The organism is Leptolyngbya sp. 7M (assembly GCF_018128485.1).
The window spans coordinates 5,670,293-5,694,160 of sequence record NZ_CP070897.1; the positions used below are offsets into that span (position 1 = coordinate 5,670,293).

At 50.9% G+C, this 23,868-nt stretch carries 26 protein-coding genes and 4 pseudogenes; 13 read left to right on the forward strand and 17 right to left on the reverse strand.

Going from position 1 to position 23,868, the window contains the following annotated elements; translation table 11 throughout:
• Nucleotides 1-108 precede the first annotated feature (108 nt).
• On the forward strand, nt 109-324 hold the full coding sequence (locus JVX88_RS29845; RefSeq protein WP_211622112.1) for a hypothetical protein: 216 nt from the start codon (nt 109-111) through the stop codon (nt 322-324).
• Between the two features lie 254 nt (nt 325-578).
• Here JVX88_RS29845 and JVX88_RS29850 read toward each other — a convergent pair whose 3' ends face one another.
• The gene (locus tag JVX88_RS29850) at nt 579-1,031 is read right to left on the reverse strand and encodes a hypothetical protein (protein WP_211622113.1); all 453 of its coding nucleotides are present in this window, start codon (nt 1,029-1,031) and stop codon (nt 579-581) included.
• Between the two features lie 114 nt (nt 1,032-1,145).
• Entirely contained in the window at nt 1,146-1,625 is a 480-nt protein-coding gene (locus JVX88_RS29855) for an SDR family oxidoreductase (RefSeq protein ID WP_211622114.1), read from the reverse strand.
• 621 nt (nt 1,626-2,246) lie between these two features.
• On the opposite strand from JVX88_RS29855, the pseudogene JVX88_RS44550 reads away from it, so the two are divergent.
• Nucleotides 2,247-2,396: pseudogene (locus JVX88_RS44550) on the forward strand (DUF5674 family protein); the annotation flags it as partial.
• A gap of 190 nt (nt 2,397-2,586) precedes the next feature.
• Here the strand turns inward: JVX88_RS44550 and JVX88_RS29860 are convergent.
• Nucleotides 2,587-2,751 (reverse strand): type II toxin-antitoxin system HicB family antitoxin, encoded by a 165-nt coding sequence (locus JVX88_RS29860; RefSeq protein ID WP_211622115.1) that lies wholly within the window; start codon nt 2,749-2,751, stop codon nt 2,587-2,589.
• Entirely contained in the window at nt 2,745-3,161 is a 417-nt protein-coding gene (locus tag JVX88_RS29865) for a type II toxin-antitoxin system PemK/MazF family toxin (protein WP_225931219.1), read from the reverse strand. Before JVX88_RS29865 ends, JVX88_RS29860 begins: the two co-directional genes overlap by 7 nt.
• Here JVX88_RS29865 and rpsE point away from each other — a divergent pair.
• The 3 genes and pseudogenes from rpsE to JVX88_RS44555 form a co-directional block, all read left to right on the forward strand.
• A pseudogene (gene rpsE, locus JVX88_RS29870) lies at nt 3,052-3,462 on the forward strand (30S ribosomal protein S5); the annotation flags it as partial. The gene JVX88_RS29865 and the pseudogene rpsE sit on opposite strands and share 110 nt — an antisense overlap.
• A gap of 62 nt (nt 3,463-3,524) precedes the next feature.
• The gene (gene rplO, locus JVX88_RS29875) at nt 3,525-3,971 is read left to right on the forward strand and encodes a 50S ribosomal protein L15 (RefSeq protein ID WP_211622117.1); all 447 of its coding nucleotides are present in this window, start codon (nt 3,525-3,527) and stop codon (nt 3,969-3,971) included.
• 98 nt (nt 3,972-4,069) lie between these two features.
• Nucleotides 4,070-4,500, forward strand: a pseudogene (locus JVX88_RS44555) (preprotein translocase subunit SecY); the annotation flags it as partial.
• On the opposite strand, the gene JVX88_RS42465 reads toward JVX88_RS44555, so the two are convergent.
• The 3 genes from JVX88_RS42465 to JVX88_RS29895 form a co-directional block, all read right to left on the reverse strand.
• The gene (locus JVX88_RS42465; RefSeq protein WP_211622118.1) at nt 4,452-5,240 is read right to left on the reverse strand and encodes an AAA-like domain-containing protein; all 789 of its coding nucleotides are present in this window, start codon (nt 5,238-5,240) and stop codon (nt 4,452-4,454) included. The pseudogene JVX88_RS44555 and the gene JVX88_RS42465 sit on opposite strands and share 49 nt — an antisense overlap.
• A gap of 699 nt (nt 5,241-5,939) precedes the next feature.
• Nucleotides 5,940-6,545 carry a Rieske (2Fe-2S) protein gene (locus JVX88_RS29890; RefSeq protein ID WP_211622119.1) on the reverse strand — a complete coding sequence of 202 codons (606 nt, stop codon included), beginning with the start codon at nt 6,543-6,545 and terminating at the stop codon, nt 5,940-5,942.
• A 225-nt stretch (nt 6,546-6,770) separates the two neighbouring features.
• Nucleotides 6,771-7,277, reverse strand: a complete 507-nt coding sequence (locus JVX88_RS29895) for a globin domain-containing protein (protein WP_035999773.1) — start codon at nt 7,275-7,277, stop codon at nt 6,771-6,773.
• 165 nt (nt 7,278-7,442) lie between these two features.
• Here JVX88_RS29895 and JVX88_RS29900 point away from each other — a divergent pair, with 165 nt between their 5' ends.
• On the forward strand, nt 7,443-8,591 hold the full coding sequence (locus JVX88_RS29900; protein ID WP_211622120.1) for a Gfo/Idh/MocA family protein: 1,149 nt from the start codon (nt 7,443-7,445) through the stop codon (nt 8,589-8,591).
• A gap of 51 nt (nt 8,592-8,642) precedes the next feature.
• Here the strand turns inward: JVX88_RS29900 and JVX88_RS29905 are convergent, their stop codons facing one another.
• Entirely contained in the window at nt 8,643-8,879 is a 237-nt protein-coding gene (locus tag JVX88_RS29905; protein ID WP_225931220.1) for a pentapeptide repeat-containing protein, read from the reverse strand.
• A 562-nt stretch (nt 8,880-9,441) separates the two neighbouring features.
• Between JVX88_RS29905 and JVX88_RS29910 the strand changes: the two genes are divergently transcribed.
• Nucleotides 9,442-9,807: a hypothetical protein gene (locus JVX88_RS29910; RefSeq protein ID WP_211622122.1), complete on the forward strand. Its 366-nt coding sequence runs from the start codon at nt 9,442-9,444 to the stop codon at nt 9,805-9,807.
• Nucleotides 9,808-9,902: 95 nt separating this feature from the next.
• On the opposite strand, the gene JVX88_RS29915 is transcribed toward JVX88_RS29910, so the two are convergent.
• Both JVX88_RS29915 and JVX88_RS29920 read right to left on the reverse strand, forming a co-directional pair.
• On the reverse strand, nt 9,903-10,289 hold the full coding sequence (locus JVX88_RS29915; protein ID WP_211622123.1) for a hypothetical protein: 387 nt from the start codon (nt 10,287-10,289) through the stop codon (nt 9,903-9,905).
• Nucleotides 10,286-11,785, reverse strand: a complete 1,500-nt coding sequence (locus JVX88_RS29920) for a fumarate reductase/succinate dehydrogenase flavoprotein subunit (RefSeq protein WP_263975305.1) — start codon at nt 11,783-11,785, stop codon at nt 10,286-10,288. The genes JVX88_RS29915 and JVX88_RS29920 overlap by 4 nt, the downstream gene beginning before the upstream one ends.
• 5 nt (nt 11,786-11,790) lie before the next feature.
• Here JVX88_RS29920 and JVX88_RS29925 point away from each other — a divergent pair, with 5 nt between their 5' ends.
• Nucleotides 11,791-13,260, forward strand: coding sequence for a TonB-dependent receptor plug domain-containing protein (locus tag JVX88_RS29925; RefSeq protein WP_225931221.1), 1,470 nt, complete (start codon nt 11,791-11,793; stop codon nt 13,258-13,260).
• Here JVX88_RS29925 and dnaX read toward each other — a convergent pair.
• From dnaX to JVX88_RS29940, 3 genes are all read right to left on the reverse strand, one after another.
• Nucleotides 13,218-14,744, reverse strand: a complete 1,527-nt coding sequence (gene dnaX, locus JVX88_RS29930; protein ID WP_211628937.1) for a DNA polymerase III subunit gamma/tau — start codon at nt 14,742-14,744, stop codon at nt 13,218-13,220. The genes JVX88_RS29925 and dnaX overlap by 43 nt on opposite strands.
• Before the next feature lie 73 nt (nt 14,745-14,817).
• Nucleotides 14,818-15,486, reverse strand: coding sequence for a 5-oxoprolinase subunit PxpB (gene pxpB, locus JVX88_RS29935; protein ID WP_211622125.1), 669 nt, complete (start codon nt 15,484-15,486; stop codon nt 14,818-14,820).
• 5 nt (nt 15,487-15,491) lie between these two features.
• Nucleotides 15,492-16,121 (reverse strand): ABC transporter permease, encoded by a 630-nt coding sequence (locus tag JVX88_RS29940; protein ID WP_211622126.1) that lies wholly within the window; start codon nt 16,119-16,121, stop codon nt 15,492-15,494.
• 2 nt (nt 16,122-16,123) lie between these two features.
• Between JVX88_RS29940 and JVX88_RS29945 the strand changes: the two genes are divergently transcribed.
• Nucleotides 16,124-17,245, forward strand: coding sequence for a hypothetical protein (locus JVX88_RS29945; RefSeq protein WP_211622127.1), 1,122 nt, complete (start codon nt 16,124-16,126; stop codon nt 17,243-17,245).
• Nucleotides 17,246-17,557: 312 nt separating this feature from the next.
• Here JVX88_RS29945 and JVX88_RS29950 read toward each other — a convergent pair whose 3' ends face one another.
• A complete protein-coding gene (locus JVX88_RS29950; protein WP_225931222.1) occupies nt 17,558-18,058 on the reverse strand; it encodes a class I SAM-dependent methyltransferase in 501 nt (166 codons plus the stop codon).
• Nucleotides 18,059-18,147: 89 nt separating this feature from the next.
• Here JVX88_RS29950 and JVX88_RS29955 point away from each other — a divergent pair, with 89 nt between their 5' ends.
• Both JVX88_RS29955 and JVX88_RS29960 read left to right on the forward strand, forming a co-directional pair.
• The gene (locus tag JVX88_RS29955) at nt 18,148-19,086 is read left to right on the forward strand and encodes a helix-turn-helix transcriptional regulator (RefSeq protein WP_211622128.1); all 939 of its coding nucleotides are present in this window, start codon (nt 18,148-18,150) and stop codon (nt 19,084-19,086) included.
• Entirely contained in the window at nt 19,046-20,032 is a 987-nt protein-coding gene (locus JVX88_RS29960; RefSeq protein ID WP_211622129.1) for a LysR family transcriptional regulator, read from the forward strand. Before JVX88_RS29955 ends, JVX88_RS29960 begins: the two co-directional genes overlap by 41 nt.
• Before the next feature lie 247 nt (nt 20,033-20,279).
• Here JVX88_RS29960 and JVX88_RS29965 read toward each other — a convergent pair whose 3' ends face one another.
• The gene (locus JVX88_RS29965; RefSeq protein ID WP_211622130.1) at nt 20,280-20,486 is read right to left on the reverse strand and encodes a hypothetical protein; all 207 of its coding nucleotides are present in this window, start codon (nt 20,484-20,486) and stop codon (nt 20,280-20,282) included.
• A 174-nt stretch (nt 20,487-20,660) separates the two neighbouring features.
• Between JVX88_RS29965 and JVX88_RS29970 the strand changes: the two genes are divergently transcribed.
• Nucleotides 20,661-21,344: a hypothetical protein gene (locus JVX88_RS29970; protein WP_211622131.1), complete on the forward strand. Its 684-nt coding sequence runs from the start codon at nt 20,661-20,663 to the stop codon at nt 21,342-21,344.
• A 311-nt stretch (nt 21,345-21,655) separates the two neighbouring features.
• Here the strand turns inward: JVX88_RS29970 and JVX88_RS29975 are convergent.
• Together JVX88_RS29975 and JVX88_RS29980 are read right to left on the reverse strand one after the other, a co-directional pair.
• Nucleotides 21,656-21,973: pseudogene (locus JVX88_RS29975) on the reverse strand (NADP-dependent phosphogluconate dehydrogenase); the annotation flags it as partial.
• A 170-nt stretch (nt 21,974-22,143) separates the two neighbouring features.
• A complete protein-coding gene (locus JVX88_RS29980) occupies nt 22,144-22,473 on the reverse strand; it encodes a DUF4870 domain-containing protein (RefSeq protein ID WP_211622132.1) in 330 nt (109 codons plus the stop codon).
• A gap of 238 nt (nt 22,474-22,711) precedes the next feature.
• On the opposite strand from JVX88_RS29980, the gene JVX88_RS29985 reads away from it, so the two are divergent.
• On the forward strand, nt 22,712-23,500 hold the full coding sequence (locus JVX88_RS29985; protein WP_211622133.1) for an aldehyde dehydrogenase family protein: 789 nt from the start codon (nt 22,712-22,714) through the stop codon (nt 23,498-23,500).
• Nucleotides 23,501-23,868: the final 368 nt, after the last annotated feature.

Sequence of the window (23,868 nt, forward strand, 5' to 3'; positions counted from 1 at the left end):
GGTAGATCAACCACTAGCCAATCCTAACGGTAAATTCGGCCAATTAAGGAGTGACCGCAGCTATGCTGAGTATTTTGATTTGGGCACCGATTCTAGGCGCAGTGCTGATTGCCTGTTTGCCTGAGGCGATTCCGCAAGATCGCGGCGGTGGTGCAGGGCGGCGGCGAGGGGCTGGAGGCCGCGCTCGACGGCCACGCGCGCGCCAGTCTGGCAGGCTACAAGGTGCCGCGGCTCTACGTGTTCACCGACGAGTCGCTCCGCCTCAACAACGGCAAGCCCGACTACAAGCGCGCGCAGGCCCTGGCGGAGGGAGTAGTGGGCTGACAGGCATGGCGGGTGGCCATTGCCGGGGTGAGTAGACGATACCCGATTCGCCCCCTTCCGCCGCGAGACATGGACCACGTGTTACACAGTCCAGGGGAAGTTTTGTAACCTTGCGCGAAAAGGCGTCACCTTGCGGCGTCCGGGTGTCACCTTGTGGGGCCGAGGGCCGATTGACCATGCGAAAGAGCAGAGGCGCGGGCTAGCAGGTGCGGGGCGTGTAGGAAAATGTCTGCCTTGGGGTGGAAAGCTGACGCTCAGCTTTGCCAAAGGTCGGTCGGACCGGAGGGAACTTCTTCCTCTATGTCCTCCGAGAACCGGCCTCGTTGAAGCATCAAGTCGGACGACAGCCTCGCAACCGGTGCGATTCTCTCTGGCCATCCCGTTCGGGTTAGTTCTTCCACGCTCGGTTGCTTCGGAATGCGCGGGTCAGAAATCGCTTGCTGCATCAAGGCGCAGACCTCACGCACTGCACTTGCTTCTTCCTCCGTCATAGCTGGATACCACGTAGGCTCTCCTTCATACGGGAACCATTCGAAGAAGGTTTCGAACCATTCAGTTGGTCCTGCTTTAGCAGCCTCGCTGTCACCTTTGGAGAGGCCCCAAACCTCCTCCATGATGCGGTTGCGCACTCGTTGCTCAACCAACCGCTCCGAGGGCTTCTCCTCACCTTGCCGTTGGTCGGCCCGCCTGCTCTTCGAGAACCACATTAGTGGTGCATCATGCACGGTCCGCCAATGTCCGCAATGGGGTCGTCACCGGAAAGTCGGCTTATTGCTGGAACTTCTCGAAAAGCCCCCTCCGCGACAACGTCCCGAACAGCCCTACTCCGTCACCCGCTCCGCCTTGTCGGCGGCGTTGGTGCCCTTGATCATTGCGCGCAAGCTATCCCACTCCGTATCGCCCAGCCCTTGCAGCGTGCCCCAGAAAGTGCCGCCGGTCGCCTGGTAGCCCGCGCCGTCGATCGCGATGGTCTGGCCGGTCACGTATTCGGCGCCCGGGCCCATCAGGAACACCGCGAGATTGGCGAGCTCGTGCATCTCGCCGTGGCGGCCCATCGGGTTGATTTCGTTGTTCGAATTGCCGCCGCGCCCGCCGGGGCCGAGGCGCGCGCTCATCCCCTTGGTCGGGAAGAGGCCCGGCGCGATCGCGTTGAAGCGCATATTGTAGCGCCCCCATTCGACCGCCAGGCTCTGCGTCATCGTGTTGATCGCCGACTTCGACATGGCCGAGGGCACGACGAAGGCCGAGCCGTTCCACACCCAGGTGGTAGCTTCTGAGCCAAGTTCTTGCCGAGCCAGCATTTTGCCGCCAGCCGCTAACAGCAGAGTCAGGGCAGCCCAGCGCAGCAGTTCTGACGCCAGCCGTTGTCGCTGTGCTTTCTGCTTGCGGCGTCTTGGTCGGGCAGAATGATTGGAGGAATAAGCGGGAGGATAGGTTGGTGAATTAGCAGGATAAGTGGGGGGGAAAGTTGGAAGTTGAGGTTGCACCATAGGTCACACTCGTTGCTGTTATGCAAGGGATTATGCAAGGGCCTGAAACGCCAGCTTTGACCGCGCGCATGATTCCTCCAGACGTGATTGCTCGCCTGCCCGACGGTTGCTACTGAATTGCGAATGAAGCTTACAAACGCATACAAAGTACAAACATATGCAAAAACTGAACGGAACGGGTCTGGATGGCAGCACCCAACCGCATGTCAAAGCTGATTAACAGCATTGTAGAACAAATGTATTGGTTTGGGAAGAGAATTTCTTGTTTTGATCTACAGCACTATCACTCTGCGGTTTTGATCAAACGATGCCTTGCCTCACAGCAATATCAACGCCAAGATAGGCGAACCGCCTGCTTCGGTACAACGCCAACCGACGAAGCGAGATACACAGTTTACTTGCTAAACCTGACATATTTAGGGAGCAGCTTGGTACCCCCTTCAACAGAAAGTAGGTTATGAATCTTTAATCAACCTTCGTCCCAGTGTTGGCAATCGCTCAATGGAAATTCAAGATTCTGCAATTCGTGAACAGATTAACCGCATTGTTCAGCATCTTTTAGGAGATGTGCAATGGCAGTAGATTTGAGTCTGTCTCGAGTTTTGTATCAATTTAGCCTATCGCTTCGTGTTTCTCTCACCCGCAGATCAATCGCGGGCTAGTGAAGGAAGGCTGCTAAAGCAGGCTAGATCAGCATTTCAGTGCACTTTAGTGTACTTGTTCTATTAGCCCGCCGTTCACGTGCGGGTGAGTCTAACCGACACAAAGAAATTTACAGACTCCAGGAAGGCTCCAGCATCAGATAAATCGCATCTTTTAAGTTGGCAATCGCTTCTTCTCGGCTCTCCCCAAAGGAAGATACAAAATTAAGCTCTGGACAGGTTGCTGAGTAAGCCTGTGCTTCATTATCCCACTCCAAAATTGCTCGGATCAGCATAGCTCGCTTTCATTTGCTGGTGGCTTTAACATTCGCCAGATTTCTGCATCAACTTGCATTAAATATTGCATCTCCAATTCACCGATCTTGCGAATGATGCGCTTTCGATCAATTGCTCGCATCTGAAACACCATTGCTACAGAGGGTAAGGTCAAACCATTTTGTTCTGATGGCTCAATTTGCACTGTAAACGGAAAGCGTAATGCACCCAACGCAGACGTAACCGGAACCACTATCAACATAGGAGAAACTGCAACATCTGTTTGCACTGCGATTGCTGGACGGTAGCCCTTCTCCTCGAGCTTCCGCGCGATCGTGGTTGTGGGCAACGAGAAAGGCCAGGTCGGCGTCGGCGTCGGCAAAGCCAGTGATGTGATTGGTGCCGTTCGTAAGGGTGTGGCTGATGGCAAAAAGCATCTGGTAGAAGTGCCTCTGACCAAAGCTAACTCGATTCCCCATCCGGTGAACGGAGCTGGGGGTGGAGCCAAAGTGATGATGCGTCCTGCTGCTCCGGGTACGGGGGTAATTGCTGGGGGTGCCGTGCGGACCGTTCTGGAACTGGCCGGTGTCCGCAACGTGTTGGCGAAGCAGCTCGGTTCTGACAACCCGCTCAACAATGCGAGAGCCGCAGCAAATGCCCTAGCCTCACTCCGCACCTTCTCGGAGGTAGCTGAAGAAAGAGGTATTCCGGTCGAGAACCTTTATGCCTGAGCGCTCAGCAGATTTCTGAGCAGGACTATAGTTACCCAATCACTTGAGTTGAGAGGATAGTCATGAGATTAGAAGACGCTGCCCCTAAGGCAGGTTCACAAAAACGTAAGCGCCGGGTCGGGCGTGGGATCGCAGCGGGTCAAGGTGCAAGCTGTGGCTTTGGCATGCGGGGCCAAAAATCCCGTTCGGGCCGTCCGACTCGGCCTGGGTTTGAAGGGGGGCAAATGCCCTTGTACCGCCGGATTCCTAAGTTGAAGCATTTTCCGCTGATCAATCGTCAGCAGTACACGATCATCAATGTCGGTGACTTAGCGGACTTAGCCAAAAATACCGAGGTTAATCTGGCCTCTTTGATGGATACCGGAATTATCACGACTGACGACGGCCCCCTCAAGGTTCTGGGTCATGGTGATCTTTCGGTTGCCCTTAAGGTCCAGGCCGCGGCATTCACAGCTACAGCCAAAGAGAAGATCGAAGCGGCTGGGGGAACTTGCGAAGTCGTCGGCTAGAATTTGGGTGGTAGGCAAAATTACGTTTGACTCAATTTTGGCATCGAGACTCCCTGTTCTAGCAATGCGCTAGATCCCGCCACTAGAGGTATCTGTTTATGGTAGTTAGTCGAGACAAGACCCCCACGGCTCAGGAAACCTTTGTGCAAATGGCTCAGGCAGCCGGTCTTCGCGGTCGGCTGCTTGTTACTATCGGCATGCTGATCCTGATCCGGTTAGGGATTTATATTCCAGTGCCCGGTATTGACCGTGCGGCCTTTCAGCAAGGGTTGCAGGGCAGCGGCTTGGGTAATTTGATTGGCATTTTAGATATTTTGGCCGGGGTGGCATTTCAGCCCTTGGCATTTTTGCGTTAGGAATTCTGCCTTACATCAACGCCTCGATCATCATGCAGTTGATGGCAGCAGCGATTCCTAGCTTAGAAGACTTACAGAAAAACGAAGGCGAGGCCGGACGCCGCAAGATCTCCCAAATTACTCGCTATGTAGCGCTAGCCTGGGCAATTTTCCAGAGCATCGGCATCTCTCTATTCATCAGATGATCGAAGATGGTGTCAACTTCATCTAATGCCAGCACCAGCGGTTCGTCTAGCTCCGGGAGCAGATAATTCTCAAAGTAATCAGTGCAGTTGTAGTTGCCGCCATACACCTCATGCCAGTGGTCATCCACGCGATGGGGCAGTTGCAAGCTGCGGGTCACCACTGCACAGAACCAGCGCAGAAACCGATTCAGGTCTTGAAAAACCGTGGCATCGGCCAGTTGCATGTTCAGCACAATTCCTTGCAAACCTTTTTCCTGAGCAGCCGCCAAGATTCTCACCATCAGGGAGGTTTTACCAAATTGGCGCGGAGCCTTGACCCGAATTAGCGCACCTGGCTGAAGAATTTCCTCGTAGGCTAGAGGTTCAATCGGAGGCCGCTCCACGTAAATCGGTGAGTCGAGCGGCAGGTGCCCCCGGATCGGTTTCATCTGCAATCCGGTGACTACATCAGTATCCATGCTGATGTAATCGTCCGGGTGCAGCGTCAGCTTGAGAGCATTAAAGTAAAATTCTAGGGTTTGGCGATCAACCGCCAACCGCCGGCGGCGAACTTTGGTGATCGTGTTGGGGCTAAGTCCGGTTTGTTCGCCCAACTGTTCCAATGTGTACCCTTTACCGGCATTGTTAAGTTCGGCTGCCTGCTGTTCTGCTAGCTGTAGCCGCTGCCAACCCTGAGGGCTTAGGATGACGCCCCTTTTTCGTCTCTGTACGTGAGAATTTTCAGTCATTGAAGCCGAGTTAATCCACTCGAGTAGCCTCTATGTGATCTACCTCACACCTGTCAAATAGGCAACTCATCAGGTGCTATGAAGTGTGAATATTGATTGGGTTAGTATTGATTGGGTTAGTATAGAGAATCAACAGGATATTTCAGGTAATTTAGGGGTTGATCCGGGAAAATCTATTACTTAAGCAACTGAAATATCTGAAAACACACAACTTAGTTCAGCCTAAATATAAGATAACTGAAAAGAGACACTTCTCTTGATCGTCTTATACAATTTTTCAGCGCGGTTATCTTACTGAAAATTTGTCAACAGCTTTCTTTTTAGGAATTAAAGCACAGAGTCCAATAAAGTCAAGAATTAGAGAAGCTCTGAATAGGGGCTACCCCTCAAGCAAGTTTGCCGTGGGACATTCCACTTGTCAAGGGAGGCAAAACCTATCCTGAAAACCCTACTCCTGAGACCGGCTCTTATTTTTTTCTTATTTTGTTTTGGTACATTCTATACTTAGCCACATTTACACTCTATACCTGCAGTCATTAACAATTTCTTGGTCAGGGATTAAAGCGGATCGATGAAGCCGATTCAGTGATTCGTTGAAAAGAGGGGCAGGTTTAATGGAAATATAGAGAGTAGTTGATTGATTCATTCGGTTTAATCGTAATGGGCGAAATGGCAGGGCAGTTGTGGAACCAACCGGGTTTACAGCCTGGTGCGCTGTGGGCCAAAACCGTGATACATGGCCCGCGGTTTGTCTTCTGCCTCCAGATAGGGTAACAGGTTCATCATGCAGGTGTGAATCGTCAAGCCGGTATCCCAGCCGCTCTGGCGATATCTCACCCCAAACTCTAATCCCATCCGAAAGGCTTCCGTGGCATAGTTTCCCTGACTCAGCAGGGCAATCACCGATTTACCAAGCACCAACGAAATGCCCTGCTCTAAACCATCTTGCAGCCGCTGCCGGTGATGTTCCAAGGAATTGGTGTGGGCCGCTAGGTCAATCCACACTTCACCATCCTGGATCTGCACCGGAAAGGTCGGTAAATCATCAGCCCAGAGGTCAAACGTGCCCCCACTCATCAGATCAAAGCGGGCATAGTGCCAATCACAGGTGAGAATACAGTCCTTCACCGTGCCCCGATGTAGCGGAAACCCCATGTGGGGACAGCGATTATCCACCGCATAGATGTGGTCATGCTCATGAATCAAGAGAACAGTGTGGCCACCGATTGCCATCACTAAGCGCCCCGCCTTGCGAACCTGTTCTACCGTGGCAGCCCGAACATAGCCTTCTGTTGCCGTATGCATTTGCAGCCCCCTGTTTTCTCTCAAAAGAGTCTTTAATCAGCTTTAATCTTGCGGCTCAAATTGGCTCGTCCGGTAGGGGATCAAACGAGTGCATGTTCAGGGCCAAACAGCAGCTCAATGCCGTATCGAGCGGAGATTGCCATCACCTCTTCCATATTAGGTGATTCACCTTAAGCCGCTGACCTTCGTTGCCCAACGTCAGCCTCGCCGCTTGAATGAATCTACTCATGATAGTCTCTCCGCCGCACTCAAGTGGTTCGCTTTTGCCAACTGCTGAGTCAGTTCTTGGTCTTCTTGTTGATAGATTGCCTTTTCTCGTTGAATAAAGAGGGTTGCTAGAGCCTCATACGCTTCGGCCCATGCCGCAATTACTTCATCTGTAGCAGCATCTTGCAACACATCTTTCATCGCTTGCAACAGTTTTTCGCCAATCAGCGGATATTGCTCAGGCAGGATGTGAGTGTCTACATGCCGATGGGCAATGGCATCTACTGCGGTCGCCAACTCATCGAGGCGGTCAATGTGAGTAGCGTAGGCATAAACGGCGGCAGCTAGTTTGTGAGCCTGCCCACCTCCATCCAGATGCTGCATCCAGGTTGTTTCAAAACTGCGTTTATAGTCAGGTCGTTCTTCAAAGGTAATTTCATACATTCGCCGAGTAATTTCTTCACCTTTCTCTCTGATAATCGGTGCCGTTGCCTTAACGATTTCGATCGTTTTCTGACTGACCATCTCCAGAACCTTTCTGTTTCAATAATGATTATCAATCCCATTCACGTTTGAATTGACCTTAAGGATTGAACTGATTGAGCGAAGCAATACCTTCGCTATCAGCAGTAGTTCAATCTGAAGCTTGTGAATTTCTTTAGCTTGTCAAACAGGAGGCAAAGAGGAATTATGGCGACATCTACTCAAGCTGCACCCAAAAATAATTCAACAAACGTCAAAAAAATTCGCTATGCGGTGGTTGGTTTAGGGTGGTTCGCGCAAGCGGCGGCGCTGCCTTCCTTTACCCATGCAGAGAATTCTGAGCTGGTTGCCCTAGTCTCGGATGACGAAGTGAAACGACAGGAACTGGGCCAGCAGTATGGAATTGCTAAAACCTATTCCTATGATGGCTATGAAGCTTGCCTGAACAGTGGCGAAGTGGATGCGGTTTATATCGCGCTACCGAATCATTTGCATCGAGAATATACCGAGCGGGCGGCGAAGGCTGGTGTCCATGTGCTGTGCGAAAAACCAATGGCCGTGACGCCAGAAGACTGTGAGGCGATGATTCGAGTTTGCCGAGATAATAACGTGAAGCTGATGATTGCCTATCGTCTGCACCTAGAGGAAGCGAATCTGCGGGCGATTGAAGTGCTCAAATCCGGTGAAATTGGTGAGCCGCGCATCTTTAATTCGGTGTTTACGCAACAGGTAAAGGATGAGGATAATATCCGGTTACGTAAAGAAGTAGGTGGTGGTGTACTGGATGATATCGGCATTTACTGCATTAATGCCTGCCGCTATTTGTTTCAAGATGACCCCATTGAAGTGTTTGCCGCCAGTGCCAATAACGGCGAAGCGCGCTTCAAGGAAGTAGATGAAGTGACGAGTGCCATCCTGCGGTTTCCTCAGGACCGGCTAGCCACGTTTACGGTTAGCTTTGGTGCGGCGAAGGCATCGAGCTATCGGGTGATTGGTACGCAAGGCGACTTGCAGGTTGAACCGGCCTATACTTGGCAGGGCGAGATTAGCCACCGAATTACGGTTGAAGGTGAAACTGAAGAACAATCCTTTGCTGGTCATGACCAGTTAGCAGCCGAATTCATTTACTTCTCGGACTGTATTCTGCAAAACAAAGATCCTGAGCCGTCGGGTCAAGAAGGACTGATCGATGTGCGGATTATTCAAGCGCTGTACGAGTCGATCAAAACGGGTCAACCGGTGCGTCTGGCCAACCTGGATCGTTCAAAGCGTCCTTCTGCCCAGCAGATGATTAATCGTCCACCGCTTGAGGAAGAACCAGAGCTAGTGCACGCAAACGAGCCTGGAAAATCTTAAGTTGGTTGATCTCCAGCAGGAATCAACCTGGTGCCTCAGTCTAGCTCTCAGTTAGGAGCTGTCCCTGAGCGGATTGATCCGCCCTTCTAGGATGGCTCCTCTAGCCTTGAGCTTAATTCGGTCACTGTTATTTAAGCCTTCGTTCTGGCCAAATTTTGCCCCTTTGACCAAAATGGCACTCAGGTCTACGCGGTTCATGGTGGCACCATGAAGGGTGGCTTCCCGAAAATCGGCACCGCTGAGGTCTGAATCGTTGAGTGTGGCATTTGTCAACTTGGCCCGGCCCAACGATTGCGCCCTGTCATGGATTCGCTGTCATGGATTCGCTTTGATAGTCCAAACTAGCTGCCGGTCAGTTTGCTGGCTCTTATTCTCGATTTTTCAACAGTCCTGCCTGACCTACCCAAATCAGCACTACTCCTCTGACCTGAGTGAGATTGATTGCAATTGACGTTGAGCTAGGCTCTAAGGGCCATTGACGCTAACTGGCCAGCAACCGTTCCTAGGTGATTGTAAACCCGTCGATCTAGAACTAGGGCAAGCGCAATGTGAAGACTAAATGAACCTCAACCGCAAAATTCCGGAAGTCAAGATTTGTTGACTAGATCGCGAGGATTTGGCAATTACGGGAATCCTGGTTGTAGTAGTATCTGAAGTTACAAAATAATAAATATTAACCTTTTCTCAGAATTGGCTGTACATGCGTTTGTCAAGCTAGGTGATGGGAAAGGCATCTTCAAAAGTCAGAATCATTAGAATTTGCAAGGATTTTGCGAACTTCGATAATTCTGTTTAGGGAGCGTCTAGATTGCGGTAAGGGTTTACAAGCTTTAAGGAAGAGGAAAATCTGATGAATCCACAGCGTTCTTTAAATAAGTTGATTAATTCTGACATTGGTGGAGGTTATTCCTCTCAACCCGTCGCTACCCCAAAGTCAACTGACGATGCGTCCGCAGACGCTCTCATCGAAGATGCCTCAGCCGAACTCTACCCAACGCTGCCGCCGGTTACGGTCAAAAAACATAGCCCTGACTTTATTTCTCAACGTCTCAAGGTGCGACAACTTGCCGAAACGCGATTGCTACGTCTTGCTGATGAGCTGTCTAAGCTAGCTGATGAAGTGCGCTATCACCATCCGTTGATGGCTGAAATCCTAGATGAAGCCTGGGATGCGACCGAAGAAGCGCTGGCTTTGATGTCGGATGGTGATGCTTAAGCGATGGTTGAGAATGCTAATTGGCTGCTAGAGATCGGCTGCTAGAGATCGGTTAGAAAGTTCAAGAGCAAACTCCCAATTGGTCACCTGCGCCACTAGCTACCTGCGGTGGGGGCTGGTCCTGCTTCGTAGAGGTAGAGCAACGCTTCGGCAAAGCTATCGCCATTGGGACCGTAGACCTCCAGATAGGCATTGCTCTGGTCTGGGCGAGCACCATCCCGATAGATCACATAGGTGTAGCCCTGATTCCGAAAGACTAGCTGACGGGCTTCTTCGGGGTTGGCACTCGTAATCCGGAGGCCACTACTGCGATCTTTGGCCTGACTGATGTAATACTTGGGTTGCCAGGGGTCGTATTCTTCCGAACAAATTTGGATTTCGTAGTTGCTACTTTCGGCAAAGGCATAGGGAGCCGAATCTGCTGGGCAATTGACAATCAGGCGACTGGGATCGAGATTACGGATGTGGTCCCGTACTGTCACTCTGCCGGTCGTGGGCAGTGGTGTTGTAGCGGCATAATCCTGTTGACCACGATATAAGGTTCAACCGGACGCTTGAATAGCTCCATGCCTCCGGTCTCGCTCTTTTTTAAATTGACATGGCAAAACCACTCTTCATTGTTCTTTTCGGGATAATCGAGGCGGTAGTGATAGAGTCCCCAACGGGTTTCCTTGCGAAATAGAGAGGCCCGTGCTGCCATCTCGGCGCAGTCGCGGATAAAATGAACCTCCATGCAGCGCATTAGCTCGTGGGGATCTTGAGCACCCATCAAATTCAGTGTTGCCTGGTAATCGGTAAATTTCTCCAAACCAATTTCCATCTTGTGTGGAGATTTGGGCGGTTGCAGATAATCGTTGACTAACCGTCGCAGTTTGTACTCGACTTGAGTGTGGGGAATGCCATTAGGCTGCTGCAAGGGACGGTAGATCCGCTCTCTCTCAGCCGCCAGGAATTCTGGATCCGGTTCTATATGGTCTAACCCACTGATATAGCCCATTGCGCTCTCGCCGGCAATCCGCCCATAAACAAAGGCCCCAATCATGTAGTTATGGGGCACGCTCGCCATATCGCCAGCCGCATAGAGACCGGGTACAGTTGTTTCCGCCTTCTCATTCACCCAAACCCCAGAAGCACTGTGGCCGCTGCATAGTCCAATCTCGGAGATATTCATTTCTACACCATGGGTGCGGTAGTTTTCTCCTCGTTCGGCGTGGAATCGTCCCCGGCTGGGGCGTTCGTTGTCCCAGAGAATCCGCTCGATTTCGGAAATCGTATCGTCATCGAGGTGATACATCTTCAAATGTACCGGACCTTTACCAGAGTTGAGTTCTTTCCAGATCTCCAGCATCATCTGGCCGCTCCAGTAGTCACAGCTAATAAAGCGATGCCCTTCTGCGTTGGCGGTGTACGCCCCAAACGGACTAGCCACATAGGCACAGGCGGGACCGTTGTAGTCTTTGATCAGTGGATTAATCTGGAAACATTCAATGTTGGTGAGTTCAGCCCCCGCATGGTAGGCCATCGAGTAGCCATCTCCAGCGTTCGTGGGATTTTCGTAGGTGCCATAGAGGTAGCCAGAGGCAGGCAGCCCCAATCGTCCGCAGGCTCCAGTACAAAGCACCACCGCTTTGGCCTGAATCACGACAAAATCACCATTTCGCACATCGAATCCTACCGCTCCTGTGACTCGTCCGTTTTGCACCATCACACGGGTGGCCATGACGCGATTGGTCACATTGACGCCATGCCGCTTCACTTGACGAGCCAGAATTTTTTTCAGATCTTTGCCTTCCGGCATTGGCAGTACATACTTTCCGACCCGATGCACTTGCTTCAAGTCGTAGTTACCTTCGTGATCTTTCTGAAATTTCACACCCCAGCTTTCTAATTCTTGAATCACGGAAAAGCCCAATCGTCCCGTTTCATACACCGCTTTTTGATTCAGAATTCCATCATTGGCAATGGTAATTTCTCGCACATATTGTGATTCTGCAAACCACCCAACCTTTGCAGCCGGTGCCCTTCTCCACCGTCGGAAATGCACTAATTGCCGATATTCCCAATGCGGTACTATCCCTGCCAGCGGGCGATGCCTTTCAAACCGCGAATCCGACCGAGCAGATTGCCCTTGTATCAGTCACCAGTCTGCCGGGTAATCGCGTCCGGGTGGCGATCACGGGAGCCGCCGCACCGCCACAGGGTGAGATCGCGGTAGAACCGTCAGGATTGAGAGTCAGCGTCAGGCCAGGAACGCCAGATACGGCCAGCGATGCCGAGTCGCTTCAGGTGGTGGTAACCGGAGAACAGGAAACTGGCTACCAGGTCAACAATGCCACTACCGGCACAAGAACCGATACGCCGCTGCGAGATACGCCTCAATCAGTGCAGGTGGTGCCGCAACAGGTGTGGCAAGACCAGCAGATAGAACAAATCACCGATGTATTGCAAAACGTTAGCGGTGTGGCTGCCGATGATAGTTTTGCCGGCTCGATCGACCGGGTAAATATTCGCGGTTTTTCCACCGATGTATTCTTACGCAATGGCTTTCGCGAAGATCAGTTTGCCGTCCGGGAAACCGCCAACCTGGAGCGGATCGAAGTACTGAAGGGACCAGCTTCGGTGCTCTATGGGTTCCTGGAACCAGGTGGAGCTGTGAATCTAGTCACGGAACGTCCGCTAGAATCTTCAGCCTACACAGCAGAATTGTCGGCCGGCAGCTTCAGATTTATTCGTCCTACCCTCGATCTATCCGGCCCTTTGACCAGCGATGATTCTCTGCTCTATCGGCTCAATGTAGCCTACGAAGGTTACGATGGCTTCCGCGATTATCAACAAAATGTAGAACGCTTTTTTGTCGCGCCGGTTCTGCAATGGAATATTGGCGAGAATACGTCAATTCTATTTGAAGCAGAATATCTCAGTGATGCCCGACCATATGATGATGGATTGGTGGCGATTGGAGATGAGGTAGCCGATATTCCCCGTGATCGGCGCTTCCAAAACGACACGGCTCTGGTGCGAACGGAGAGTGTGCGAGCTGGCTATCAGCTAGAGCATCGGTTGAACGAAAATTGGCGGCTGCGCAACGGCTTTAGCTACATCGCCGCCGATAGTTTCGACTTCCGCTTAACCAACTGGATTATCGAAGACTCTGGTCAGCTCGACCGACGCTGGCGCTCCAACGATGACTTTTTTGAGTCCTATGAGCTGCAAACCAATATCGAAGGCAACTTCTCCACCGGCCCGATTGAGCATCAGGTGTTGTTTGGTGTGGACTTGGGTTCCATCTGGTCCGCAGGCAGCCAGCGCCGCTTACCGGGCGATCCGTCCTTCTTTACCAATATCTTTGAGTCCACAATCGAAGCAGCCCAGCCGGATTTAGACGACATGACCCTGTTGGCGCGGGATGATTATCGCCTCACCCGTTCTTTGGGCATCGCTATCATTCGGTAAAGCTCAGCCGCGGTGTATAGCGGACGTAAACTTTCACCGCTGATCTCAAGTGCTGTCTCGTACGCCTCATCTAATTTTGGCACTTCAAAATGCTCAAGATCTTCTGACGAAAGCCGAGCAAATCTGAGCGGCGTAGTTTTTACAAAACTAAGATCAACGAAATCAGGGATCGAAAATTCAAAATTCGATGAGTCCTCGTCCAGCGGTGTTAAGGTGTTCTCAAATATCCCGTCAGCATCGGCAAATTCAGTCTCATCGTTTTCCTCATTATCCCGGTCGGTCGGATCCCCGTCGATCAAAGTTTTTTTTTCTAACGTCTCAATAGCATCATCGACAGCATGCGGGGTCGGCGTCGAAGGTGTGGGTTCCTTCGGCGCCGAAGCTGTCGACACGACAAAAGTTTCATTTTGAGGCATTTGCGGTGTCGCAGCAACACTTGATCCAAGTACCGAGAGGCGTTCCAGAATCGAGTCCAAACTAGCCAATCTTCGCATCTCCACTAACTTGACCAAACCTAGTTCGACAGTATGCCGAGATTGGATGGCATCCTTCAAACGTGATTCGGTATCGGCCAAAGAATGAAAGATACGAACAAGATCCGACATCGAAAAATACTCGGAAAGCCGTGATAGCGTCTCTGCGGAAAAGGCCGAACTGTCAACTAATTCCGAGCCTTGCGAGACCTTGTAAACTGACAGATCGCGTATGCAGGCCATGAGATCACGGCAAAAATTTCGTAGATCCTGTCCGCGAGCAGATAGATCTGCAACGATATTCAAAACTGCCAGGACATCACTTTCCCCAATGGCGACGATTGCCTTCTCCAAGATTTCTGTCCCAGCCATTCCTAGCGCCGAGAGTACGTCTTCGACGCTAACCCGGCCAGAGGCAAAGCTAATGACCTGGTCAAGGTTTGATTGGGCATCACGCATCGAGCCCTCACCGGAACGAGCCACTTCCCGCAGAGCTCCATCTTCTATATCAACACCTTCGTTGTCGGCGATCAGGCGTAATCTATCGAAAATCTTTGATGTCGAGATGGTACGGAATTGAAACTCTTGGCAACGGCTGGCTATAGTGTCCGGAACCTTATGAAGTTCGGTCGTCGCCATTACAAATACTAGATTTGGCGGCGGTTCCTCAACCGATTTCAATAATGCGTTGAAAGACGAGTTCGAGAGCATATGAACTTCGTCGATGATGAACATTTTGAAGCGATCACGTGCCGGTGCGATGTTCAGTCCCTCGAGGATGATCTGCCTTATCTCTTCGACCTTTGTGTGTGAGGCTGCGTCAAATTCAAGCACATCAAGCGAGCGGCCTTCACCGATCTCGCGACAGGAGGGGCAAACATCAACGGCATCAGAACGACACGGTGTTACTGTAGGTTTTTCAGCTTTGTGGCAATTTAGAGCCTTTGCCAAAAGGCGAGCCGTTGTTGGCCACGCCGTCCGAGGTCCTGGATAGTAGTAAGAATGCCTGATCGTCTGATCAAGAGTGACATTATAAGTGGAGCACCTGCTGCATCTTAGGGGTAAGGTCCATCAGAGGAGTAGGTTATCTTAGAACGAACCGAACTTTATCTCCCGGTCTCAACCGACAGGGTTCCTCCCGCATAGGATCGAACATAACAGAATCTGTCCAGCCAATGATCTGCCAACCGCCGGGAGAATCGAGGGGATAAATGCCGGTTTGGTGTCCGGCAATGCCAACGCTCCCTCGACGAACATTTGTTCGGGGATTTAACCGCCTCGGAACAGCTATAAGCTCATCAACTTCGCTCATATAGGCAAATCCGGGAAGAAACCCAAGCATATTTACACGGTAAGTTCGTCCAACAAATATTTCAATAAAAGAAGCGGCATCTAAGCCGACGATCGCCGATGCGGCTTCCAGATCGGGAGAATATTCATCTCCGCAAAATAGACCAATTTCCATATTCCGTCCCTGATGGGTTGGAGTGTCGGCAATGCCGGCAGATATTTTCCTGACAATATCGGATACTGCTTGAAAGGCAGATCCGGCGGTTGGGTATGCAGTTCGCACTACCGAGCAATCAAAATAGACCGCGGCAGAAGTATATGCTGGTGCCGACTCTATGTATCCAGAAAACGGAGTTCTATCGAGTGCCTCACACAAAGCTATCGCTTTGCTATTCAATTCATCGGGGATGGCATCGCAAAATGTAACGATGACTGTATTTTCGCCAAGCGGTTCGATCTTCATTGTGGCTAACGTGTGCGCTGCTTCGGATCAAGATATTCACGAAGTCCGTCACCAATAAAATTGAAAGCCAGCACGGTAAGAGCGATCGCCGCACCGGGAAAGAAAAGCACGTGAGGATATATCGAAAATAGTTGGCGGGCTTCTTCTATCATAGTTCCCCAGCTTGGAGCCGGCGGAGGGATCCCCAATCCAAGAAACGAAAGCGAGGCCTCTGCCAGAACCGCACCCGCCATCCCCAACGATGACTGAACGATCAGAGGCTGAATCGAATTCGGAAGGATGTGAACAAAAAGTATCCTTAGATTGCTTGCTCCGAGGGCCCTCGCGGCCTGCACAAAATCATACTCGCGAACCTTCAGTACCTGTCCGCGCATCACCCGTGCATAACCTACCCAGCCAATGATGCAAAGTGCCAGAATCAATTTTCCGAGCCCCGCACCGAGGAAGGCGACCAAAGCGATCGCCAACAACAGTCCCGGAAAAGCCAAAAACACATTGAACACATATCCGGAAAGTATTCGATCGATCCAGCCGCCATAGAATCCTGAGATCGCACCGATGATGATCCCTATGAATGCAGACACTGCGACGACACTGATCCCAACTTGAAGTGAGATGCGAGCGCCGTAAAGCACTCGTGAAAAAACATCGCGACCAAGAGCATCCGTCGGTTTTCGTTCCGTGCATTAATCCCCCGACAACGGGACAATGTACTCCTGTAGTCATCCGCACCAATTTCTCTGGTGTTCCGAACGGTTTCCGCCCGTCGAGTGACCCACACGGCTTCATAGCCCAAATGTGGATCGGCCGACGCAATAACCGTCAGAAAGAGGTTGTTAATCAGCCCGCGAATGTAACTTCACTTTCGCTCAGTGACGAGACCATTAAGCTCGGATGTGCTCCGGGAACACGTCCGGCTGAAGGGGAGGTCTGCAACGAAAGCACCATGATCAATGTCTCGACCACAGCGGTCGATCCTGAGAATGACGTGCTTACATATAACTACACGGTATCTGCAGGTCGTATCGTCGGATCTGGCGCGAATGTTCAGTGGGATCTGAGTGGCGTTCCTCCGGGAACCTACACGATCACGGCCGGCGTCGATGACGGTTGCGGTATCTGCGGACAGACCCAGACTAAAACTGTAACCATCGAACCGTGCCGTTGTGTTCAGGTTTGCCCGGCTTGCCCGACCATCTCGGTTACCGGACCTGCCGGTGTAACGTCACCTGGACGGACGATGACCTTTACCGCCAATATCAGCGGCGGCGACGGCCTATCGATTAACTGGTCAGTAAATGGCGGTACAATCATTGCCGGTCAGGGTACCCGCAGCATCGTTGTTCAAACGTCGAACGCTGATGCTGGCCGTACAATCACTGCTACGGTCGAACTCAGCGGATTTGATCCGAACTGCGGTGACTGCCCGCGGACCGCTAGTGAGACCGCACCTGTCGCACCAGAACCGGAGCCGATCCTTGTTGATGACTTCGGAAGACTCTCGAACGACGATATCAGGGCCCGTCTCGATATCTTCTTCGCAGACCTTGCGAACAATCCGCAGGATCAGGGTTATATCATCAACTACGGCACGTCCCGTGAGATCGCGGCACGCGAACGGTTGATCACCAACCACATCAACTTCCGTAGGTTTGATAGGTCCCGGATCACGATGATCAGCGGCGGAGCTTCCGACACCGGACAGCCTCGCACCAAGCTGTATCGAGTGCCGCCGGGTGCCCGCAACCCTAACCCATAGTTCATAGCTTTACATCATCTTTGATGTAAACATCTCGGAGCGGAGCAGAAATGCTCCGCTCTTTTCATCTCGATTCAAACAAACCTAAAGTTTTGCTTTAGCTATTCGATTGTGTAGAATCAAGAAAGTTGGAGATAGCAGGGTTTCGATTCGGTTGATTTGCCTGCGAACTGTTCCGCTCCGAATGACATCTAATGTTTTGTCGTCTGATCGCACCCAGCGGCTCAATTTCCAGATAACACCCAAACCACTATGAATAAGAACTTGATCAAAAGAATATCGGCCATTTCGCTCTCGCTGGTTTTGTCTCTTCTAGCGTTCCCGCTGCAATCTATGGCAGACGGAACCGCTGGTACCTTTGAGGGGCTGACGCTGAATTGCATCCATCCAGGTGAAATCCAGAATCGATTGAGCGATGAATTGATAGCGACTGTTCTCTTGAAAGAACTTGCGCCGCAGGGCAATTACTTCTGGAAAATCTACCTCGTACCAGTGCACCTCGCCGTTGTCGATGCGAGACAATCGCGTACACATACCGGCACCGAGATTGACAATGACAGCGCTGGGGTAAGTTTCGAGAAAGTTTTGGACAATTTGGTCGTAGGTTCGCACCCGTAGAACGCAACCGAGTTGAGATCCCCAGCCTTTTTCGTATTTGGCAAAGTCATAATCTAGTCGTTCTGCAATCTCGACGGCTTTAGCATCAGACAAAATTGGGTCTGGACGCCGGGTCTCAATTGCACGAGCATAGAGGGTAATCATCAGCGTTTCCGCAACACCCGTTAGCTGATCGGTTGGTTCTCGCACTTGCATAGCATGATAGTTAAATAAGGACAATTGTGGTATGATTATTGCAAACTCTTCTCATCTAGGTCAATTGTTCAGCTTGATTTAATTCCACCATGTCGCTCATTCTCGCCGAATCAGACTGGGAGGAACTGTGTCAACAGACTCCCAACCCACAACCAGACGAGCGAATCGATAACTTGATCGATAACTTGGAGGAGTGGGCAGGGGTGCCAGAGCAGCTTGGTTGCGGCTATCATCGCAGTCTAGAGCTAATACCTGGGCTATGGTTAGACTTCTATCAGTACAGATTTCATCAGGATTTGATGGTGAAAGCGCCCGTCCATGAGCATCCGATTCAGATCGGCATTCATCTGTCAGGTCATATTTACTTCGATGCAGTTCATCCCAGCCTAGGTGAAACTTGCGGCTATTTTTCAGGCAGCGGCATATCGCCAGCCTATGTGGAAAAGTACCGAGGCGGAGAGCAAGTTACTATTGTTAGCGTGAACATTGAACCAGGATGGCTCGACTCATTTCTACGAGAAGATCAGCAATATAGTTCTGGTACACGAGAATTTCTGTTCAAGCACAACGATTGGAAAGCATCAGTTTATCCGACCGTAACTCCGGCGATGCGATTGCTGGTTCAACAGATCTGGAATGCTCCCTATCGCGGTGCGGCAAAATGTCTGTACCTGCAAGCCAAGGTGTTTGAACTGTTGGCAATGCATTTGGATCTGCTCTCAGGTCAATTGGATCAAGTACAACATCTACCTCGCCTCAAACCCGAAACCATTGCCCGTCTCTATTACGCCAAGGAGATTTTGACAACGCAATTTGAGCATCCCCCCTCGTTACTAGAGCTAGCAAAACAGGTGGGGCTGAGCGACCGCACCCTGCGGCGTGGGTTTCAAGGATTGTTCGGCACTACGGTAATCGGGTATTTAACCCAGCAGCGCATGCAGCGAGCCAAACAATTGTTACAGGAAGGAGAATGGACGGTCGCAGAAGTTGCTCGCACGGTGGACGCTGCACCAGTTGCAGGTATTTGAGGCAACTGCACGACTTGGGAGTTTTACGCGCGCGGCTGAAGAACTGCATTTAACGCAACCCACTGTGTCGATGCAGGTGAAGCATCTTGCTAAAGCCATTGGTGTCCCTTTGTTCGAACAAATTGGCAAACGGCTTTATTTGACCGAGTCAGGTCAGGTATTGTTCAAAACCTGCCAGGAGGTGTTTGAGCGTCTAGACCGATTGGAAATCAACCTATTTGAGCTGAAAGGAGTGGCGCAGGGCCGGTTACGCTTCTCTGCTACAACGACGGCAAAATACTTCCTGCCCAAACTGCTGACTCCCTTTTGTCAGCAATTCTCTGGCATTAATGTCTCTCTGGAAGTGGGCAGCCACGACACCATACTCAACCGCTTGAATGACAACTTAGACGATATTTATATTTTCAGCCGTTTGCCGGAACGAGACGATATTGAGATCAGACCTTTTCTCTGTAATCCGCTCGTCGTGGTTGCACCGACTGAGCATCCGCTGATGCACAAACCACAGGTTACACTCACCGATTTAGCTGAGCAACCGTTTGTGATGAGGGAGCGAGGTTCTGCGACCCGTGAAGCAGCCGATCAGCTGTTGCGGCAGCAGGGTATCCCTGTGCGAGTGAAGCTAGAGCTAGGCAGTAATGAAGCCATCAAGCAAGCCGTCAGCCAAGGGCTGGGGCTGTCTATTTTATCGCTGCATAGCCTGACGGATCGGAATGCGGAGCTGCAGTTATCTGTACTGAACGTAGACCATTTCCCAATCCATCAACAGTGGTATGCCGTTTTCCCTAAAGGAAAAGTCCTCCCGACGGTTGCAAGAACGTTCATCGATTACCTGCTGGCAGAAAGTTCGCAGTATTGTCAGGTTTATCCCATTTCGATTGCTCAAACCATACCCATAGCAAACCTAGAGAGTAATCAGCAGAGGATGGAAGCGGTGCTGAATTAGGGTGAATTATAGCCCTGCGGGCATCCCAGAAAAGGGGGCGACCAACGTTACAGCAACTCCACGATTCATCCCTCTATTCAGCAACGCCGAGGATGGCAACGAGTTTGGTTTCGTAGCAGGTAGTCAACCTCCGATCGCAAGCGCCTCTAGTTGATAGACCCCAATTTTCGATCGGCTGGGGCAGTCTTTGAATAGAAATTAGGGTACAGTTTGCGGTTTTTTTGTACCCTAATAAAGCCGAGGACGCTCAGGTTTGACGGCGTAACTCTCGGACAATGTCTTGCGCCAAGTTTTGGCTCCACACTTGTTCAAACGGACAGGAAACCCGATCGGCTTCTCGCTGAAACCAGCCAATCGCCTCTTCGAGCTGGGCTACTGAGTAGGTGTCATGGAGCAGCATTTTGGTCAGCAGGCTTTCGACCACGATGGCTTGAGCATCATTCAAAACGAGCATTGGGGTTCTCTCCTATCGGCTCTGATGGTTAACCCTTCAGAAGTAAGCAACTGTCAGTTTGTTTGAGCTTAGCTGATTGAGCCTACTTGTCACCGCTCTCCGGATAGATGCCAAGCAACGGAGAAGATTTAACCATAGGTTAATTTGGTATTAACTTTTACATGCCAAGTGCTCATGAAGATCTCATTGCTGACTCTTCTGAAACTCTATCTGCCAATGATTGGGTTTATGATCGTAACTGCTTGGATTGGCCGATGGGCAGGATTTACGATGTTTGAACTCGTATCCGATCCAGCAGAAATTAGTGGTCAATCTGCTTTTATTGGCTTCTTCTCTCAAATTGGCAATCTGCTCTGGTGTGCAACCGCTGCGATTTGCTTCTTTTCTGCCTCGATTATTCGAGCTAGCGGTTCAAAGCCCGCTGATTCCCAAACGGTTGCGTTTTTGATTTTCTCCGGTCTGCTATCGACTCAGTTTCTGCTCGACGATCAGTTTCGTCTACATGAGCGGTTTAGCAGAGTGTTGTATGGCCCTGAGGCTGTAGTTCCAAGAGCGGTTCAAAATCTTACCGAACTGTTGGTTTTTATTGTTTACGCATTGCTGTTTGTGGCATTTGTGACAAGCTTTAGGAAGCTGATTTTGCGATCTCAGCCCGTGTTTCTCTGTCTGGCCGTTGCTTTTCTCGGTCTCTCTACCATCGTTGATCAAACGCCGGAAACTATGTTTGGCCATTACGAGCTGGAAGAGGGCTGTAAGCTACTCGGAATTTTTAGCTGGCTCATGTATTTCTGCCAGTTTTCCGCTCGCAAGATTCAGCTGGTCTTTGCACCTGCTCCAACAAACGCGCTGCTCGACTGAAGCCGACGGTCTGGATCATCAGACCAAACGTAAGGGCGAAGCATTTGCATCAAAAGCTCTATAGCTCAGCCTTGAGTTCATTTTGCAAATGCTTCGCCCCGACCGGAACTATGGCTAATTAACCAAACTTGATATTACCTGAACGATCACCACTAATTGATTGCCACCACTAATTGATTGCCATTTGATTGCCATAAACAACCCTCTCCTTGGCCGAAGGGACGTTTGACTGAACAACCGATCACCCCAGGAGAGGGAAGCCAAATAGCAACATGAGAGATTGAGTTGAGGTTGAACGAGTGCCCTAGGCGTTAAAACCAAGCAGCATGGAAAAATTCGCCTCTGGGCTTGTCGGTGCGCTCGTAGGTGTGGGCACCGAAGTAGTCGCGCTGAGCTTGAGTCAAGTTTTGTGGCAAACGATCGCGGCGGTAGCTGTCAAAGTAGTCGAGGGAGGCGCTAAAGGCTGGCACTGGAATGCCCAGTTTGGCTGCCGTCATCAACACTTCCCGCCATGCATCCTGCCGATCCAGAATGGTCTGCTTGAACTCTGGAGCCAGCAGCAGGTTAGGCAAGGTAGGATTTTCGTCAAACGCATGCTTGATTCGACCTAGGAAGGCTGCACAGATCAATCTACGGCAACGGCACCATCAGAGGCAGCAATCGAGGCGATCGAGCAATTTCTTAGTGCAGTGCGGCAAGAGCAGTTTATGCGACAGTTTTTCTACCAGGTGCCGCTGGCTACCCTTGAAGCCACTATGGTTCAGGAGAGAGGAATTGAGGCTGGAGTCCTGCCTTAGGGCTAGAAAATTCGCAGCAAAAAGGGATAACGGTAGGGTTGATCTGGATTGCTCAAAACCTTGACAATCGCAATAATCGGCAGAACGAAACTGGCAATGCCAAGCAGAATTAGTAAAGGGATACCAATACCAATGAAAACTAGCAGCCCAAAAATAATGCCGTAGATGTAAAGGTTAATATGAAAATTAAGCGATTCCAATGCATTAGCCTTGACGACTGGATCGTTGTTAATCAGTAGAATCACAATCGGGATGCCGATCGAGACAAAAAGCGAGCTAAAGAAAATCGCTCCATGAGAAAGGGCTGAAAGTAGTTTGCGCTGTTCGTTCATAGGGCAGGCTATCCTCGACTGCTGGGCCGTTTAATCCATGCTAACCATTTGTAACTAGGTTCGAGCAGATCAACTAAACAGCCATCAGACATCCGAATAGTCCGATTTCGCGTATTGCTTTGTAGATTGTCTATAGCTGGTCTAGTCTTGGCGCTACCCCTACAAACGGTATAGCTATGAACATTGTCAAAAATAACAATTGTTAAGAAAGTAGAAGAGTTGCTCAAGCGAGATTTTCATGGTTCAGGTCACTACTAACATCACTCCAACCAGCACTACAACTGGTCCAGACTCCAGCACAGACTCGATCGTAGCCATTGTTCGCCGGCAGCGGACCTTTTTTGCAACTGGCCAAACCCAATCGGTTGAGTTCCGCCTCAGCCAGCTCAAAGCCCTGAAACAAGCGATTCTCGATCACGAGGCGGCGATCCTAGAGGCGCTAAAAGCCGATTTGCATAAGCCAGAGCTAGAAGCCTACCTGACCGAGATTGGAGTCATCAAAGAAATCAATTACGTAATCAAGCATTTGCGAGCTTGGGCCAAACCCAAGTCGGTCGCAGTGCTCTTGGAGCAGTTTCCTGCTAGGGGACGGATCTATCCTGAGCCGCTTGGTGTGGTGCTGATTATTGGCCCCTGGAATTATCCGTTTCAATTGATGATTGCCCCCTTGGTAGGAGCGATAGCAGCGGGTAACTGTGCGTTGCTGAAGCCTTCAGAACTCGCTCCTCAAACCTCGCGGATCTTGGCGCATCTAATTGCCCAAACCTTTGATCCGGCCTATGTTGCCGTAGTGGAAGGCGGTGTGGAGGTGAGCCAAGCAGTGCTGGCCGAAAAATTTGACCATATTTTCTTCACCGGCGGTACGGCGATCGGCAAGATTGTGATGCAGGCTGCTGCCAATCACCTCACTCCAGTGACGCTGGAACTGGGAGGCAAAAGTCCTAGGACGCGGCCCATCTGCTTGCGTCCAGAGACTCATGCCGCAACCTCCCCCGTCTTGATTGAACAATTCCTCCGATGTAAATAGCTGCACATCCAGCCCGGCTAATTTGGGCTGGCCGGTGGACAATGGCGATGAATTGAGGGATGAATTTACAGATGGCGGTGGAGATGGACTGGAACCCGTCTTCCGCCCTTCTGGAAGACAAGCAGAGAGTGTGCCGACGCATGCGGCTATGAGCAATGGCAAGATTTTCATGATGTGAGAGACAGGAGAGACAGGCTGCTGTTGACGCGCAGGCAAAGTAGTGGGGTCAGGAGGCTAAATAGAGACAACGCCTCAGATAGACTCCTATGACGATGTAATCCCAGCTTTGTTGCTGCCCACCCGTAATTAGATTAGGCGAGATAAAATTGGACCAATTGATTCAATTGATGCTGAAACGCAATCACAGC

Excerpts from the sequence above, each read along its gene's own strand:
- JVX88_RS29860 (WP_211622115.1), bottom strand. The coding sequence starts at position 2,751 with ATGCTGATCCGAGCAATTTTGGAGTGGGATAATGAAGCACAGGCTTAC.
- pxpB (WP_211622125.1), bottom strand. The coding sequence starts at position 15,486 with ATGAAGATCGAACCGCTTGGCGAAAATACAGTCATCGTTACATTTTGC.
- JVX88_RS29850 (WP_211622113.1), bottom strand. The coding sequence starts at position 1,031 with ATGTGGTTCTCGAAGAGCAGGCGGGCCGACCAACGGCAAGGTGAGGAG.
- JVX88_RS29985 (WP_211622133.1), top strand. The coding sequence starts at position 22,712 with ATGGTTCAGGTCACTACTAACATCACTCCAACCAGCACTACAACTGGT.
- JVX88_RS29895 (WP_035999773.1), bottom strand. The coding sequence starts at position 7,277 with ATGGTCAGTCAGAAAACGATCGAAATCGTTAAGGCAACGGCACCGATT.
- JVX88_RS42465 (WP_211622118.1), bottom strand. The coding sequence starts at position 5,240 with ATGACTGAAAATTCTCACGTACAGAGACGAAAAAGGGGCGTCATCCTA.
- JVX88_RS29855 (WP_211622114.1), bottom strand. The coding sequence starts at position 1,625 with ATGCTGGCTCGGCAAGAACTTGGCTCAGAAGCTACCACCTGGGTGTGG.
- JVX88_RS29890 (WP_211622119.1), bottom strand. The coding sequence starts at position 6,545 with ATGCATACGGCAACAGAAGGCTATGTTCGGGCTGCCACGGTAGAACAG.
- JVX88_RS29955 (WP_211622128.1), top strand. The coding sequence starts at position 18,148 with ATGTCGCTCATTCTCGCCGAATCAGACTGGGAGGAACTGTGTCAACAG.
- JVX88_RS29970 (WP_211622131.1), top strand. The coding sequence starts at position 20,661 with ATGAAGATCTCATTGCTGACTCTTCTGAAACTCTATCTGCCAATGATT.
- JVX88_RS29900 (WP_211622120.1), top strand. The coding sequence starts at position 7,443 with ATGGCGACATCTACTCAAGCTGCACCCAAAAATAATTCAACAAACGTC.
- JVX88_RS29980 (WP_211622132.1), bottom strand. The coding sequence starts at position 22,473 with ATGAACGAACAGCGCAAACTACTTTCAGCCCTTTCTCATGGAGCGATT.
- JVX88_RS29910 (WP_211622122.1), top strand. The coding sequence starts at position 9,442 with ATGAATCCACAGCGTTCTTTAAATAAGTTGATTAATTCTGACATTGGT.
- JVX88_RS29950 (WP_225931222.1), bottom strand. The coding sequence starts at position 18,058 with ATGCAAGTGCGAGAACCAACCGATCAGCTAACGGGTGTTGCGGAAACG.
- JVX88_RS29965 (WP_211622130.1), bottom strand. The coding sequence starts at position 20,486 with ATGCTCGTTTTGAATGATGCTCAAGCCATCGTGGTCGAAAGCCTGCTG.
- rplO (WP_211622117.1), top strand. The coding sequence starts at position 3,525 with ATGAGATTAGAAGACGCTGCCCCTAAGGCAGGTTCACAAAAACGTAAG.